Origin of the sequence: Kribbella sp. NPDC056345 (assembly GCF_042262745.1) — a bacterium.
In the GTDB taxonomy this organism is placed as follows: Bacteria; Actinomycetota; Actinomycetes; order Propionibacteriales; family Kribbellaceae; genus Kribbella.
This window is the reverse complement of record NZ_JBHJQQ010000003.1, coordinates 773422-788855: the sequence shown is the minus strand read 5'-3', so window position 1 is coordinate 788855 and position 15434 is coordinate 773422. Positions and strand designations below refer to the sequence as shown.

Here is a 15434-nt window from a genome sequence, read left to right as displayed (position 1 = left end):
CCAGCGGATCAGGCCTACTAGGCTGAGGCGCGTGAGCGAGACAGTGCTGGTGCTGAATGGGCCGAACCTCGGGCGGCTGGGGTCGCGGGAGCCGGAGAAGTACGGGTCGGCGACGCTGGCCGATGTCGCGGCCGAGTGCGAGAAGGTCGGGGCCGAGCTCGGGTTCCGGGTCGAGGTGCGGCAGACCGACGACGAGGCGGAGCTGGTGGGCTGGCTGCACGAGGCGGCCGACGGGCGGATTCCCGTCGTACTGAACCCGGCCGCGTTCACGCACTACTCGTACTCACTGCGGGACGCGATCGCGCAGCGCACCGCGCCGCTGATCGAGATCCACCTGACCAACCCCGCGACCCGGGAGGAATTCCGGCACACGAGCGTGGTCGCCGGCGTCGCGACCGGAACGATCGCCGGGTTCGGGCTGGATTCGTACCGGCTGGCGCTGCGAGCGCTCACCAACCTCGGGGACTGATCACTGCCCGTGCGCACCTGACTCCGCAGCGAGACCGGCATAACCGAAGTGCCCTTTCGTGCATCGAAGGAGTGCAGGGCAATTCATTCGGCCTGATGGGGATGTTTCATCCGGTGCCAGGCCAAGAGATCGGGGTGAGACGCCGGTGAAACGCCGGTGCTTCACGCTAGGCGTTGGATCGTGATACCGGCCGTCACCGGCTCTTAAGGCTGGCTGAAGGTGCAAGGGCACGATCGGAATCGAAACGATTTTGGGGGTTCGTGTGACTACGGATTCGATCCGTTCCGTTCAACAACGCTCTGGGGGAGTGACAGGCATGACGACGCAACAACGTATTCCGGTTTGGGTGAAGGCGCTGGACCCGCTCTCGCAGTTCGGGCTGGTGCACGCACTCAGGCAGCGGCCGGAGATCGCCCTGATCAGTGACGCCGAACTGACGGCACTGCAGGCGCAGCAGGATCAGCGAACCGCCCCGCCAGTGGTCGCGCTGATCGCAGTGGATGCGCTGGACGCGGGTGCGGTCCAGGTTCTCCGGTCCGCAACACAGCGGGGCTGCCGCCGTACCGTGCTGATCGGCAGCACGATCGACGACGACGCGCTGATGACCGCGGTCGAGCTGGGGGTGTCCGGAGTCCTGAGGCGGACCGAGGCGACGGCCGACCGCATCGTGCACCTGCTGCAGACTGCCGCCGCGGGCGACGGCAGCCTGCCGGCAGATCTGCTGGGCCGGCTGCTCGGGCAGGTGTCGCGGATGCAGCGGCACGTGCTGGCACCGCGTGGGCTCTCCCACACCGGGCTGTCCGACCGTGAGACGCAGGTACTGCGTCTGGTGGCCGATGGCAAGGACACCCAGGAGATCGCCCGGGAGCTGTCGTACTCCGAGCGGACGGTGAAGAACGTCCTCCACGACGTGACCAGCCGTCTGCAGCTGAAGAACCGCTCGCACGCTGTCGCTTACGCGCTGCGTGAGGGCCTCATCTGATCCACCAACTACTACCCGCCGGCCCTCGCACAAGCGAGGGCCGGTTCTTTCTGTGCCGGTACGGCGGATCACCAGCGGAGCACGAAGTTCGGTGGCTGGTAGCTGAGCGGCATCACCAGAACGGGCTGGCTCTTCACCGGCAACGGCCGCCCGGAGGATGACACCAGCCCCGGCACGGTCGCGGTCATCACCCGCTGGCCCAGCACGTCCCGCCGATACACGAGCACCGGAGCCACGAACTTCCCGGTCTTGTCGGCCACCGCAGGCTGCCCACCCAGACCGACGTCCCAGCCGAGCACAGCCGCCCGTCCCGGCGGGAAGTTGGTCCCGGTCGCAATCACGATCTGCCCAGGCCGCGCCACCGGCGGCTCAACCACGAGCGTCGGCGTCAACGTCGTACCCGAAACCTTCACCGGCACCGGGAACGGCGCCACCGCACCGGTCGCCGTCGCCGCCACCTGGACGGTCCCGGCCCGCGCGCCCAGCAACTGCGGCACGAACCGTACGGCGATCGCACAGGTCTTACCCGGTTGCAGCGAAGCGCAGCCCACGACCGGCCTGAAGTCGGCCAGCGACGACACCCCGGTCACCTGCAGCGGCACCGTGCCCGTGTTGGTGACCACGATCGACTTCGGTGCACTCGGCACCGTAAGCACCTGCGGCCCGAACACCAGTGCCTGCGGCGCCACCGTCATCGAGGCCACCGCAGCCCCCGGCGTCCCGGACCCACTCAAGCCGACCGTCACCGCAGCCGGACTCTTCACCGCCGGATCCGCAGACGTCGGCGTGAACACGATTCCGCCGGTCCGAGTCCCGGTCGCCCGCGGCACGAACGTCACCGGTACGTCGCACGCCGTCCCCGGCATCACCGTCGTACAAGAGCCGAGCTTGATGCCGAAGTCCCCGGTTCCGTTCACCTTGGCCGCCACGTTCAGCGGCACGTCACCGGTGTTCTGCAACTTCACCGACTGCGGTGACGAAGCCTTCCCGACCTCAACCGCCGGGAACGTCAGCGCCGCCGGCGCCACGCTGAACCGCGCACCCGGAGGCAGCGGCGAACCGGTTCCGGTCAACCCGACCGCGACAGAAGGTCCGGCCAGGTAGCCCTGCTTGCTCGGCAAGGTCAGCGTCCCGGTCGCCGGCCCGGCGACCGTCGGCGCGAACCGCGCATCCACCGTGCAGCTCTGCCCCCGGTGCAACGTCTGCGTGCACAAGTTGCTCCCAGCAACGAACGGCGCTGCCGCAGTGACCGGCCCGGCCGTCGTAGGCCCGTTGCCGATGTTCTTGACGACAACCTCTCGCGCGCTTGACGACTTGCCGATCTGTACGGCGCCGAAGTCGGCACTGGCCGGTGTAGCCACCAACTGTGCCGCCCGCCGCCGGACGAAGATGTCGAACAGCCCGTCGTCGACCGCGCCGGCGACCAGATCCGAGTCGGACTCGAATGCGGTGAACGCCCCGTCCGCGCTCAGCGACGGCCCCGTGCTCTCCCCGTCCTCGGGCACCGCGCCCTCCTCGGTGAGCGACACCCGTTCGCCGTACCGGTCACCGCTCGCGGCGAAGTCCGGGTCGATGTAGCGCACATAGACGCTGTCCTCCTCGGTCCCGGGCTGATCCACGAGGTCCGTCGCCTTCGATGTGAACCCGACCGTGGTTCCGTCGTCCGAGATCGACGGCTGGCTGCTCCAGCCGTTCGCGTCCACACCGGGTTTGCCGTGCGCGGACGAGACCAGGACCGACGTCGAACTGGAGAGGTCGCGCACCCAGATCTGGCTCACCCGTGGATCCGGGAAGTCCGCCTTCGCTTTCGCCGAGTCTTTGCGGGCCGAAGTGGGGATCGAGTACCCGTCGACATGGAACGCGACCCGGTCGCCGGAGGCAGACAGCGACGGCTGGTCCGCGTCGTCGTTCCCGATGTTGCCGTCGGCAAGCTTCGAGACCAGTGCCGTCGTCTTGGCGGTCCGGTCCCGGCGGAACACCTGCAGCGTGGCGGACGGCGGGTCGCCGATCCTGTGGAGCCCGGTGAAGGCGAGGTAGCGGCCGTCGGCCGACAAGGACGGCTGCATGCCGACCGTGATCGCGCCGTCGGCGTCGACACTTGCGATCTCCGGCGTACCGGCGAACGTGCCGTCGCCTGCAGCGTCCGTCCGGGTCAGGACGACCTGCCGGGTCGCGTTCCCTCCGAACCGGAACGACTTCGAGCTCGACTCACCGTTCGTGGTCAGGTAGGCCGACGCCGGTACGACGTCCCGCGGCCGGTACCCGACAACCGCCGTACAACCGGTGTTGGGCGGCAACTGCTGGCCCTGCACACACGTGGGGCGTTCGGGGTTCGTCGAGGTGGGAGTTACGAGTTCGAAATCGCACCCGGACACGAAGTTGATCCTCTGCGCGGTGCTTTGCGCCGGTACGTCGACCGCCAGGTAGGCCGTCGCTCCGACACCGACCTGCTCCGCCTCAGCGACGACGTTGCCGGCCGACGTGGTGCCGGTCGACGCCGTCGGCGTGTAGCTCGGCGGCGTGATGGGCGCACAGTCGGCCGCAGCTGCCTTGGCCTTGCGCGGCTCACTTTTGATGATGATGCACGCGTTGTTCGCGACCAGGGCGATCGCGGCCTGGGCTTCCGGTGTTGCGCCGTTCAGCCGCAGTACGCCGTTGCTCGCACCGCCGCAGGCATTGAACCGGATCTCGATCGTGCAGCTGGCTCCAGCGGCCAGGTCGCCCGCACACGTGGTCTGGCCGACGCTGAACCCGGTGCCGCTGTCGACAGTCGGCTTTTCGGTGAACTTGATCGCCCGGCCGGTCGTGACCGTCAGGGTCTTGGAGCCGCCGTTGCCCATGTCGATCAGGGACGTGATCTCATGCGCCGTGCCGTTGTCCTGCAGCTTCAGATCGAGCTGATCACGGGGCCGGGCGTCGAGCTCGGCGCCGAAGGCAACCGTCTTGCCATCGCCGGAGATCGACGGCCGGCAGTCCCGGTCCTCGAACCCGCTGCATTCGCGCTGGTAGCGCAGATCACTGGTCAGCCCGGTGATCTCGCGCTTGCTGGTGCCGTCGGCAACGATCACGTGCGGGTTCGGCCCGTTCCGGTCGTTGTCGCCGGCCTCGTACGCGACCCGGCTGCCGTCCGCGGAGATCGAGGGCGGACCGACCGAATAGTGCTGCCCGAACAGCTTCACCTCGCTGTTCGCCTGATTACGCACGTTGATCTGGTTGTACCCCGAATCGCCGGTACCCGTCCGGGTCCGATAGGCGACGTACTGCCCGGAGTCATTGATCGCCGGATCTCGATGCTCCGCGCTGTTGGTCGACGCGTGCTTGGTATCACCAGCCACCTTGACGTCGCTACTGCCCCGGCCGGTCAGGTCGGCGCTGCCCGAGTTGACGGATGCGCCGCCGACGCTGTGGGCATAGACGTGGGCCTCACGCAGACCGATGACGCTTGGGGTGAACTTGAGGAGGAAGGCGCAACTCTGGCCGGGCCGGATCACCGTGCCGACGCACTGGTCGTCGGCCGCACTGAAGTCGTCGTCGCCGGTGAAGACAAGCTTGTCGTGCTGCACCGGGGTGGTGCCGTCGTTGGTAACGGTCATCGCGACGGGCCCGGCAGACGTACCGACCTTGGCGGTGCCGAAGTCGACCGGGTCCGGGGCGGTGGTCGTGTGACCCCAGCGTCGGGCGTGGTAGAGGTCCCGCTCGGTGTCGAAGTCGTTGAACGGGTCCAGTCTGTCCGCACTCGCGAACGTCGCCTGGGTGCCGTCCTGGCTGAGCGCGACGTATCTGTCCGTGACGTTGGATCCGGGGGCGCCGTCGGGGCGCGGCGAGAGTAGTTCGTTGGTGCCGCGGCCGCCGGCGAAGTCTTTGGTGAGATCGCGGCCGATGATTCGCTCGGCGGGCAGGCTCCCGAGGCCGAGGTCGAAGGCGTCGGACACGTAACCAACTGTGTAGCCGTCGCCGGAGAGAGCGGGAGAATGGGTGTAGCCCCTGCTGCGGTCTCCCTCCGGGGTGGCGGAGGCGTTGACGGTCTTGTTCGTGGGGATGTCGCGGACGTAGATCTGGTCGGCCAGGTCACCGGTGTCGGCGCGGAAGGCGACCCGCGTGGCGTCGTCGGAGATCGATGCCTCGTTCGCGGACGAGGAGACATGGCCGTTGTTCAGCGAGACCAGAGTGGTGGCACCGGAGCGGTAGGTCCGGTCGCCGGCGGAATCGGTGTCGTGGAGATAGATCTGCGTCTCGTACTTCTCGGTGCTGGGATCGGTGTCCGGACGGCCGAAGGGGGTGCTCGAGGTGTAGCCGACCCAGCGGCCGTTGGCCGAGACCGTCGGGCCGATGCCGTCCATCGCCACCTCGGCCGGGCCGGTCACGCTGACGATCCGCGCCGGTCCGAAGGCGCCGGTGGCACCGGCGTCACGCCAGGCGGCGATCACGTTGCGCGTGGCGTGTCCGCCGATCCGGTAGACCGTGCCGCCGAGGTCGATGCCGGCCGAGAACGGGGCGACCTCCGGGAAGTTGTACTCGACGTACGCGGTGCAACTCGTCTGCGGGGCCAGCGGCTGGCCGGGCTTGCAGGCCTCCGCCGGGGCGTTCGCGGGGAGCACGAGTTTGAGGTGACAGCCGGGCGAGGTGAGCCTGGGGATCAGCGGGGTCGTCATCGAGTTGCGGATCGTCAAGGCCGCGATGTTGAGCTGGCCGGCGTGCACCGCGCCGAGCGGGAACCAAGGCCCCGAGTGGCCCTCGTCGCCGGGACGCGGCTCGTCCGGCGTGGGCAAGCCGTAGGTGTACTGGCTCGGACCCGTGCAGTCCGGGGTGGCCGCAGCTGGGGCGACGCGCGGCTGCAGGGCAGACAGTGCCGGGCACTTGCCGCCACCGGTCAGCTTGATCGCGGTCTGGCCGGGCGCCGAGGTCGCTGGGAAGCGCAGTACGCCGTTTGCCTCGGCCGTGCAGTCCGGACCGACGACGAACTTGATCCGCACCGAGCACGAGGCGTCCTTGGCAAGCACGCCCGCACAGGTGCTGGAGGCAACGGTGAACTGGGCGTCGCCCGCGAGCACCGGCCCGGTCTCGGGGTAGACGATCGGCAGTTGGCCGACGTTCTTCAGCGTCACTGTGAGCTCGCCGCCGGCGGAGAACGCACCGAAGTCCAGCAACGGGTACAGCCCGCGGTCCGTCTCGATCCCCTCGCCGTTGGCCGTCACCTCGAGATTGCTCGCCTCGATCGACTGCTGGACCGGCGCCACCAGGGTGGTCCCGTCGCGGGACAGCTTCGGCGCGCACTCGTCGTCGTCGCCGTCATCACTGAGTCGGCACGGCATCATCCGCTGGTAGGGCAGGTCGCCCGAGTTCCCGGTGACCTGCTTCAAGACGGTGTTGTCCGGGTCGCGCCGGTTCAGGGCATAGAACTGCCCGTCGTACAGCGGATCCTCCAAGGTCCCGCCGAAGCGGCCGCCTGCGAACGCGATCAGCCCGGCGTCGCCGGACATCGTCGGTGTAATCGCGGTCAGGTCCTCGATACCTGGCAGGACCTTGAGGCTGTCGACGTTGTTGATATCGCGCAGCCAGATACTCTGGGTTTCGCCTTTCGGCGCCTCGAACGCGACCCACTTACCGTTGCTGCTCACGCTGGAGCGGCTCGACACTCCCATGGTGGCGGGGTCTGACACCAGACCGACACTGGCCGGTTGCTGGTCGGCGGCGGAGGCACCGCGACCTAAGGTGAGTACGGCGAGACCCGCCGCTAGCAGGGCTGCGGCGGTGATGATGGCGGTCGGGACACGCGGGATACGGCTCACGCCGTCCAGCAAACTGGGTGCAGGCGTGGAGCGGCAGAGCGTGACGTGCGGCTTGGGGGGCAGTGCGTCCTGCCCTAGCGCGCAACGTGCCTGAAGGGGCAGCCCCAAGGGTCCTCGGTACGGCGCGTGCGCACCTGCCGGAGGCGTTGGGGGCGACTTTACCGTGGCACGGTGATCTCCGAAGCCGATGCCGCCCTCGCCGCGTTGCTGCGCCGCGAGCTGCTCGACGCGTCCCGGGTGCAGGTCGTGTTCGATGCGCCGACGAAGGAATGGGCGGCCAAGCGGAACGGCCCGGCGGTGAACCTGTTCCTGTACGACATCCGCGAGGACACCCGGCGCCGGTCCAGTGGACTGGTACCGCGGTTCGGTGATGACGGGCGGGTGGTCGCGCGGCAGACACCGCCGCGGATCTTCCGGCTGTTCTATCTGTTGAGCGTGTGGGGTCAGCGGGCCGAGGACGAGCACCGGCTGCTGGGGCAGTTGCTGGACACGTTACTGGTGCACGACCTGGTGCCGCCGGAGCTGCTGCCGGACGCACCCTCGCCGGTGGGGTTGTCGGTCGGTCTACCGCCGGAGGACGACCGGTCGTTTGCGGATGTGTGGTCCGCGCTCGGCGGTGAGCTGCGGCCGTCGATCGATGTCGTGCTGTCGCTACCGATCGAGGCCGGACGCTCGAGAGACGCCGGCCCCGAGATCGTGGAACCGCTCCAGGTCGCCCTCTCCGACATGGACGCCACCGCCCGAGAGAACGGTTCTCCCGAGAACCCCTCTCACAAGAACCCCTCTCGCGAGAACGCGTCGCCTGAGAACGGTTCTCTGGAGATCGGGCGGAAGCGGGCAGGTCGCAAGCGGCCAGATCGCGGATGAGCTCGCACCTTCGCCACCTGCTCGGGCGCCTGAGCCTGGTCGAGGACCGGGTCCGCGTCCTGGTCGAGCTGCGCCGCCGTACCGACCCAGCGCCGGATGACGCATTCCGCGGCCTCTACCTGAGCCCGGCGGTGATCGACGGCATCCTGGACGGCCGCCCGACCGCGCCACCCGACCTCACCGAGCGGCTGGCCACGATCGAGGCAGAGGCTGACACCGCCGAAGTCGACGGGTCGACACCGCGATTGCGCCGCCTCGTCCACGCCTTCGGTCTGACCGACCTCGACACCGAGATCCTGCTGACCGTCATCGCACCCGACCTCGACGCGCGATTCGAGCAGCTGTACGGCTACCTGAACGACGACGTCTCGCAGCGCCGCGCAACCGCGCGCCTGGTGTTCGACTTACTCGGCCTACCAGCCGCAGATCCCTTGGCCCGTGGACGATTCGACGTCTCCGCACCCCTCATGGCCGGTGGGCTGATCGAGATCGAGTCGCCGACCCGCCCGTTCCTCGGCCGGGCCTTGCGCGTCCCGGACCCAGTCACGGCGTACCTGGTCGGCGGCTACGCGACCGAACCGCTGCTGCTCGACGTCACCGTCCCACCGCCCCTGATCGTGTACGGCGAACTGGAGGAGCGGATCGTCCGCGGCCTCCAACCCGGCCGACCGGTCTACCTCCGAGACCGCCCCGGAAGCGCCGGCCCCGGACTGGCCGCGGCCGCGTTCTCCAAACTGGATCTCGGCGTACTGGCGCTCGATCTGACCAAGCTGTCCAAAGACACCGACCCGATCGTCTTCGCCCGGACGGCGGCTCGCCAGGCGCGACTGCGTTCCGCCGGGATCCTGGCCGGACCGGTCGAATCCGCGCCGATCGACGTACTCCGGGCCCTTGCTGTCGTACCCGTCCAAACTGTCCTGACCGGCGTCCCGACCTGGGATCCAAGCTGGGCATCGGTCGTACCGGCGACCCTCGACCCACCACTGCTGACGGAATCGCAGCGCGGCACGCTCTGGCACGCGTTGTTGCCCACGGCAACACCAGGCCTGGATGCAGCTGCAGAAACCAGCACTTTCCGGCTCGGCGTCGACCAGATCGTCCGCACCGCCGAGGCCGCGACCACCCGCGCCGAGGTCGACGGCGTTCTGGTCACGGGCGACGTACTGCGGGCCGGAGCACGCTCGCAGAACGGCGCAGGGCTGGAACGGCTCGCCCGCCGCATCCAACCGGCTGTCTCCTGGAATGATCTGGTGCTGCCCGAAGAACAGCTAGCGAGACTAAAGGAACTCGCGATCCGCGCCCGCCACCGCGAGCAGGTGATCCGCGGCTGGGGAATGCGCCCCGGCGGCGGCCGCGGCGCCGGCGTCTCGGCGTTGTTCACCGGCGAGTCCGGTACCGGCAAGACGCTGTCGGCCGAGGTGATCGCGGCCGAACTCGGAGTCGACCTGTACGTCGTCGACCTGGCGACCGTGATCGACAAGTACATCGGTGAGACCGAGAAGAATCTCGAGCGCGTGTTCACCGAGGCGACCGGAGTGAACGGCGTACTGCTGTTCGACGAGGCCGACGCGATCTTCGGCAAGCGCTCCGAGGTCTCCGACGCCCGCGACCGCTACGCAAACGTCGAAGTCGCCTACCTGCTCCAGCGGATGGAGAGCTTCGACGGCCTCGCCATCCTCACCACCAACCTCCGCGCCAACCTCGACGAGGCATTCAGCCGCCGGCTCGACCTCATCATCCACTTCCCCCAACCCGAAGAACCCGAACGCCTACTCCTCTGGGACCGCTGCCTTGGCCGCAACGTCCCCCGAGACCCCGCCCTAGACCTCGCCGCCGCAGCCCACTTCGAACTGTCCGGCGGCGACATCCGCTCCGCCGCCGTGACAGCGGCGTACTACGCCGCGGCCGGAGCGCGCGCAGTCACGCTCGAGGACCTGCTGACCGCGATCGAGCACGAGTACACCAAGCTCGGCCGCCTGCCACCGGGAGTGCGCTGATGGAGAACGACTACGCCGACGGTCCTGCCGGGCCGGTGTCGCGGCCGGCGGGCCCGGACGGGCCGGCGCCGGATCCGGGCGCGGGTAACCAGGCGTTCGTCGAGACCCGGCTGCAGGCTGAGGCGTTTCGCGGCAAGCTGATGGACGAGCGCAAGGTTCTGCAGCTCGATTACGACACCCATAACGCGGCACTCCAGCGGCTCGAAGAACTCGAGGCGGCGGGCGAGATCAGTGAGAAGGGCATCGCGGACCGGACTGCCCTCACTGCGCGCAGGGACCAGCTCTTCAAGGACCTGAACGTCACGAACCAGGACCTGCTGATGCTCGACGACGCCTCGATCGGCCTGGGGCCGCTGAACGACATGATGGTCCGCCGCGGCACCAAAGCCTATGTGCCACAGCAGAACGAGACCACCGAGGGCGGCACCCAACTGGGTCCGGACGGCATCGTGACCAAGAAGCCCGGCTGGGTCGAGACCGGCGTCACCAACGGAGTCTCGACCACCAGCAGTCACTCGACGACGAGCACGATCGACACCTCCGGCTGGTCGACCAAGACCACTGACAGTTCGTCGACGCTCAGCAAGGCCGCCGACGGCACCCTGAACTCGAGCAGCAACTCGAAGACGAGCGGCCTGGCGATCGGTCCCGGCGGTATCACCGGGAGCTGGGGCGAGCAGTCCGGCAGTTCGGCGACGACCGCGGCCGGTGTCACCACCTCGAGCAGTACGTCGACCTCGCAGACCCTCGGTACCGGCGGCTACACGAAGAGCACCGCGGTCAAGGACGACAAGACGACGCGCAAGGACACGTTCGGGGTCAGCCGTGGTGGTGGTCAGCTCGGGGTGAACTCGAGCAGCTCGACGACCACGGACGGTGTAGAGAACAAGACCAGCAAGGGCGGCGGCCTGCTCGCCGGACCGGACGGCGTCGGTGCGACCGGCAACGTCGGCAAGTCGACGAGCACGGAGAAGGACGGCGTCAAGTCCACCAGGACGTCCGGGCTGGACGGCAAGTTCCTGATGGATGTTGCCAAGGTCGAGGGGGAGCCGCTGCGCTACCAGATCACGATGACGATCAACCTCGGCGGCAAGGTCGGTGCGACCGAGAGCCAGGAGAAGGAGTCGGCCTCGACCGGCGCCAAGGGATCCGTTGGTGCGTCCCTCGGCGCCAGCCTCTCCGGTACGGCGACCTTCGTGCACATCTACACCGAGGAACAGACCAAGCGCTATCTCGGTGCCGTCGATGCCAAGACCGCCGGCTCCGAGAAGGAGCTGCAGATCATCAAGCTCGTTGCGGAGAACAAGCTTGACGCCGCGAAGGCCCTGATGACCGGACTGAACTCGGCGTTGTCGCCCGAGTCCGCCTCGCAGCTGGACGACGGCGGCAGCGCGTCGTTCGAAGTGGCGGGCAGCATGGAGGGTGGTGGCGACGCCGGCGCGAGCGGTGGCGGGTTCGGCGTCAAGGGCGGCCTGTCCGGCAAGACGAGCAAGAGCCTCAAACGCAGCGTGTCCCGCAAGGGCGACAAGATCAGCATCACGACCGCGGAGACGGACACGGAAAGTGTGACGGGGACCGGGTCGGTGACCGCGGGGGCCGCGTCGATGGGGGTCAGCGGGACGACGACCGGCAAGCAGGCCGACGCCGTGACCTTCGAGCTGGACCGGACGGATCCGGCGTACGCGCAGCATTTCGCAGAGATCTCGGGCCGGACGACGATCGCCGCGCTGCGTTCGTACGGCGCCGAGCACCCGAAGCTGATCGCCAGCGACACGGCGACCACCGGCACCGAAGGCAGCCAGACCACGACCGCGGGCGTCGGCGGCGTCAATCTCGGTATCTCCAACGTCAGCGGGTTCGAGACGACGACCACCAAGGACGCGAAAGGAACGACCGAGACCAATACCGGTAAGGCCGGCGGTGGTGCCGAGCTCGACGTCGCGGGTCTGGTCAAAATCGGGCACAGCGAGAAGACATCAGTCAGTACGACGATCGACCCGGGCGGCTCGGCCACCGGCGACCTGAGCCGGACCACCTCGGACACCGATCTCGGCGCGACCGCCACGAAGTACGCCGAGAGCTGGAAGAAGAGCCCGATCGCCTCGACTGTCGGGTTGGTGACCGGCGCCTCGAAACCGGCCGAGGAGAAGACCGAGGTGATGGGCATGAAGCTGGCTGACTCCGACTTCGACCGGATCTTCGGCGCCGCCCAGGACCCGGTCGGCTGGGGCCGGCCGGTCGTGCGGCCGCGGGACCGAACCCCCTGGATGGGGTTGCGGTCGCAGATCGTGGCCGCTGGCAACGACCACAAGCAGATCGCCCGGTTGATCGCGCGCTACGGCGACGGCGTCGACGACGCACCGACGTACCTGGCCTCGATCGTGCGCGGTGTCGGGCGGACCGACGGTGGTGCGGTGTACGAGTGGCCGGGGGAGTTGAGCGCGGAGAAGGCGGTCTTCGCGAAGCTGGTCGAGGACGACTCGGTGGCACCGGTCCTGGCGCTGGAGGGCACCGGGAAGAACAAGGACGCGCTCGAACTCGTCACCACGACCACGACGAAACTCGACAAGCTCGCGACCGACATGCTGGCGAAGAAGAACGAGTTCAGCGAGGGTGCGTTCGGCGAGATGATGGTGCGGCTGTCGGACCGGCGCCGGGCCCTGGCCGGGCGTGCGTACCTGATCAACCAGCGGGTCGCGGCCGGCGGTCCGGACGCGCTGGCGGCCATGGGCCCGCCGACCAAGGAGCAGTCCGAGCAGGAGATGGCCGAGGTGGCCAAGGCGACGGCGAAGGTTGCGATCGACGGCCACAAACAGGCGCTGGCCGGGTTCGAGGCGGCGCAGGGCGCGCAGTTCTGGATCATCCAGAAGGAGCTCGCCCGGCGCGACGACTGGTTCGGCAAGCCGAGTGTGATCGACATGGAGGGTGCGTTCAGCAACCTCCGGGACAAGGTGTACCCACCGTGGCGGGACACGCTGGCCAAGATCCGCGAGGCCGCCAGACAGGCCGGCCTCGACGAGAACGAGTCAGCTAAACCCGAGCCGAACAAGCTCTACTGCAACCACCTCCACCAGGAGGCCTTCGGCAACGACATGTTCAAGCTCTGAAGGCCAAGCGGTAGGCCTATTAGCTGGCGGGCTTGGCGTAGCCGGCGATACCGGTGTCGAGGATCACGCACGGATCGTCGCCGACCGTCCACGCGTCGTGTCCGGGATCGAGGTCCACCACGTCACCGGGCCCCACATCGAGCTCCTGGCCGTCGTCGAACCGGACCGTCATCTGGCCCGAGAGACACATGCCGGTGTGGTGGGTCTGGCACGACTCGGTACCGGCCAGTGGCTTGACGTCCTCGGACCAGCGCCAGCCGGGCTCGAAGACCCCACGTCCGAGCGTGAACCCGCCGACGGTGACCACGTCCAGATGCCCGTGGTCCTTGAAGGAGCGCTGCTCGTGCGGACTGTCGATGTTCTGCTTGCCGGACATGATGTCTCCGTCTCTCGGTCCTTGCCTCCTGCATCAAAGGTGGTCGGCGCTCCCCAGGCCGACCATCGTCCCCGCCACAATGCTTCTCCTCACAGAGGACGCCGGTTGGTCCGTCATGTCAAGAACTGCCCTCGCTCAGCAGGCCTTACCAACCGATGACGGGGCCTGCCCGATGGTGCACCGCTTCCTTCCCCGGGCCTCGTCCGGGCGGACGTACCGCGCAAGCCCGCGAACCAGGACGCTTGACTGCGAGACCCAGACCAGCTCGAAGGAGTGAAAATGCCGACCTACCTGTCGCCCGGTGTCTACGTCGAGGAGGTGGAGGCCGGGCAGCGGCCGATCGAAGGCGTCGGTACCGCGGTCGCCGCGTTCGTCGGCTTCGCCGAGAAGGGCCCGCTGAACACCCCGACGCTCATCACCAACTGGACGCAGTTCACCCAGACCTTCGGTGACTTCGTCGAGGGTTCGTACCTGGCCCATGCCGTCTTCGGCTACATCCAGAACGGCGGCTCGGCGGCGTACATCATCCGGATCGGTGCCGAGCCGGCCGGTAACGGCCAGGCGCCCAAGGAGCTGCCGGCCGGTGCGCCGCAGACCACCCTCGGCCACTACAAGGTGACCGCGATCGAGAGCGCCAACGGCAAGAGCCCCGACGTCACCGTCGAGGTCGCCGACAGCGGGACCGAGAACGCGCCCGAGGGTGCGATCAAGCTGACCGTGCGCGCGAACGGCCGCCCGACCGAGGAGTACGACCCGGTCGTCCCGGACCGGCGCGCGGACAAGACGAACAACGTCGCGACCGTGGTGAACGCCAAGTCCAAGCTGGTCAAGGTCGAGGAGCTGGCCCCGTCGGCCGCTCTGGAACCGGTTGCCAAGGGCAAGAAGTCGCTGGTGGCCCCGCCGTCCGCGGCCGCGACCGGCGAAGGTGTCGGTGCCGCCGACTACGTCGGTGACGTCGCCGACCGGACCGGATTCTCCAGCCTGGAAGCGATCGAGGACGTCACGATCGTCGCCGTACCGGATCTGATGAGCGCCTACCAGCGCGGCGCGATCGACCTGGAGACCGTGCACTCGGTCCAGCAGGCCGTCATCACGCACTGCGAGCTGATGGGCAACCGGATGGCGATCATCGACCCGCCGCCCGGGCTGAACGCCCAGCAGATCAAGGACTGGCGGATGAACCAGGCCGGCTACGACTCGCGGTACGCCGCGCTGTACTGGCCCTGGGCGAAGACCTTCGACCCGGCGTCCGGCCGCAACATCCTGGTCCCGCCGTCCGGTCACGCAGCCGGCATCTGGGCCCGCACCGACGAGTCCCGTGGTGTCCACAAGGCCCCGGCGAACGAGGTCGTCCGCGGTGCGATCGCGCTCGAGACCACGATCACCAAGGCCGAGCACGACCTGCTGAACCCGGTCGGCGTGAACGCCCTGCGCGCGTTCCCGGGCCGCGGCATCCGGATCTGGGGCGCCCGCACACTCTCGTCGGATCCGGCGTGGCGCTACATCAACGTCCGCCGGCTCTTCAACTACATGGAGGAGTCGATCCTCAACGGCACCCAGTGGGTGGTCTTCGAGCCGAACGACGATGCGCTGTGGGCGCGGGTCCGCCGTACCATCAGCGCCTTCCTGGTGAACGAGTGGCGCAAGGGCGCGCTGTTCGGGCTCACTCCGGACGAGGCGTTCTACGTGAAGTGCGACCGGGAGACCAACCCGGCCGAGGCGATCGACGCCGGTCAGGTGACCTGCCAGATCGGTATCGCGCCGGTGAAACCGGCCGAGTTCGTGGTGTTCCAGCTGTCGCAGTTCTCCGGCGGCACCAGTCTCGTCAACGAGTAGTCACGCTTAGA

Annotated in this window: 8 protein-coding genes; 6 read left to right on the top strand and 2 right to left on the bottom strand. The window is 68.4% G+C overall.

Going from position 1 to position 15434, the window contains the following annotated elements; all coding sequences use genetic code 11:
• The first annotated feature begins 31 nt into the window (after positions 1-31).
• Both aroQ and ACFCV3_RS14375 read left to right on the top strand, forming a co-directional pair.
• A complete protein-coding gene (gene aroQ / locus ACFCV3_RS14380; RefSeq protein WP_376030205.1) occupies positions 32-469 on the top strand; it encodes a type II 3-dehydroquinate dehydratase in 438 nt (145 codons plus the stop codon).
• 316 nt (positions 470-785) lie between these two features.
• The gene (locus ACFCV3_RS14375; RefSeq protein ID WP_344146331.1) at positions 786-1451 is read left to right on the top strand and encodes a response regulator transcription factor; all 666 of its coding nucleotides are present in this window, start codon (positions 786-788) and stop codon (positions 1449-1451) included.
• Between the two features lie 68 nt (positions 1452-1519).
• On the opposite strand, the gene ACFCV3_RS14370 is transcribed toward ACFCV3_RS14375, so the two are convergent.
• Entirely contained in the window at positions 1520-7240 is a 5721-nt protein-coding gene (locus ACFCV3_RS14370) for a choice-of-anchor D domain-containing protein (protein WP_376030204.1), read from the bottom strand.
• 171 nt (positions 7241-7411) lie between these two features.
• Between ACFCV3_RS14370 and ACFCV3_RS14365 the strand changes: the two genes are divergently transcribed.
• Genes ACFCV3_RS14365 through ACFCV3_RS14355 form a run of 3 tightly spaced genes read left to right on the top strand, consistent with a single transcriptional unit; the run spans position 7412 to position 13211 of the window.
• Positions 7412-8107 carry a DUF4255 domain-containing protein gene (locus ACFCV3_RS14365; RefSeq protein ID WP_376030202.1) on the top strand — a complete coding sequence of 232 codons (696 nt, stop codon included), beginning with the start codon at positions 7412-7414 and terminating at the stop codon, positions 8105-8107.
• Positions 8104-10104: an ATP-binding protein gene (locus tag ACFCV3_RS14360; protein ID WP_376030200.1), complete on the top strand. Its 2001-nt coding sequence runs from the start codon at positions 8104-8106 to the stop codon at positions 10102-10104. Before ACFCV3_RS14365 ends, ACFCV3_RS14360 begins: the two co-directional genes overlap by 4 nt.
• Positions 10104-13211 carry a hypothetical protein gene (locus ACFCV3_RS14355; RefSeq protein ID WP_376030198.1) on the top strand — a complete coding sequence of 1036 codons (3108 nt, stop codon included), beginning with the start codon at positions 10104-10106 and terminating at the stop codon, positions 13209-13211. The genes ACFCV3_RS14360 and ACFCV3_RS14355 overlap by 1 nt, the downstream gene beginning before the upstream one ends.
• Positions 13212-13230: 19 nt before the next feature.
• On the opposite strand, the gene ACFCV3_RS14350 is transcribed toward ACFCV3_RS14355, so the two are convergent.
• On the bottom strand, positions 13231-13587 hold the full coding sequence (locus ACFCV3_RS14350; RefSeq protein WP_376030196.1) for a cupin domain-containing protein: 357 nt from the start codon (positions 13585-13587) through the stop codon (positions 13231-13233).
• Between the two features lie 279 nt (positions 13588-13866).
• Between ACFCV3_RS14350 and ACFCV3_RS14345 the strand changes: the two genes are divergently transcribed.
• Positions 13867-15423, top strand: coding sequence for a phage tail sheath family protein (locus tag ACFCV3_RS14345; RefSeq protein WP_376030195.1), 1557 nt, complete (start codon positions 13867-13869; stop codon positions 15421-15423).
• The last annotated feature ends 11 nt before the right edge of the window (positions 15424-15434 follow it).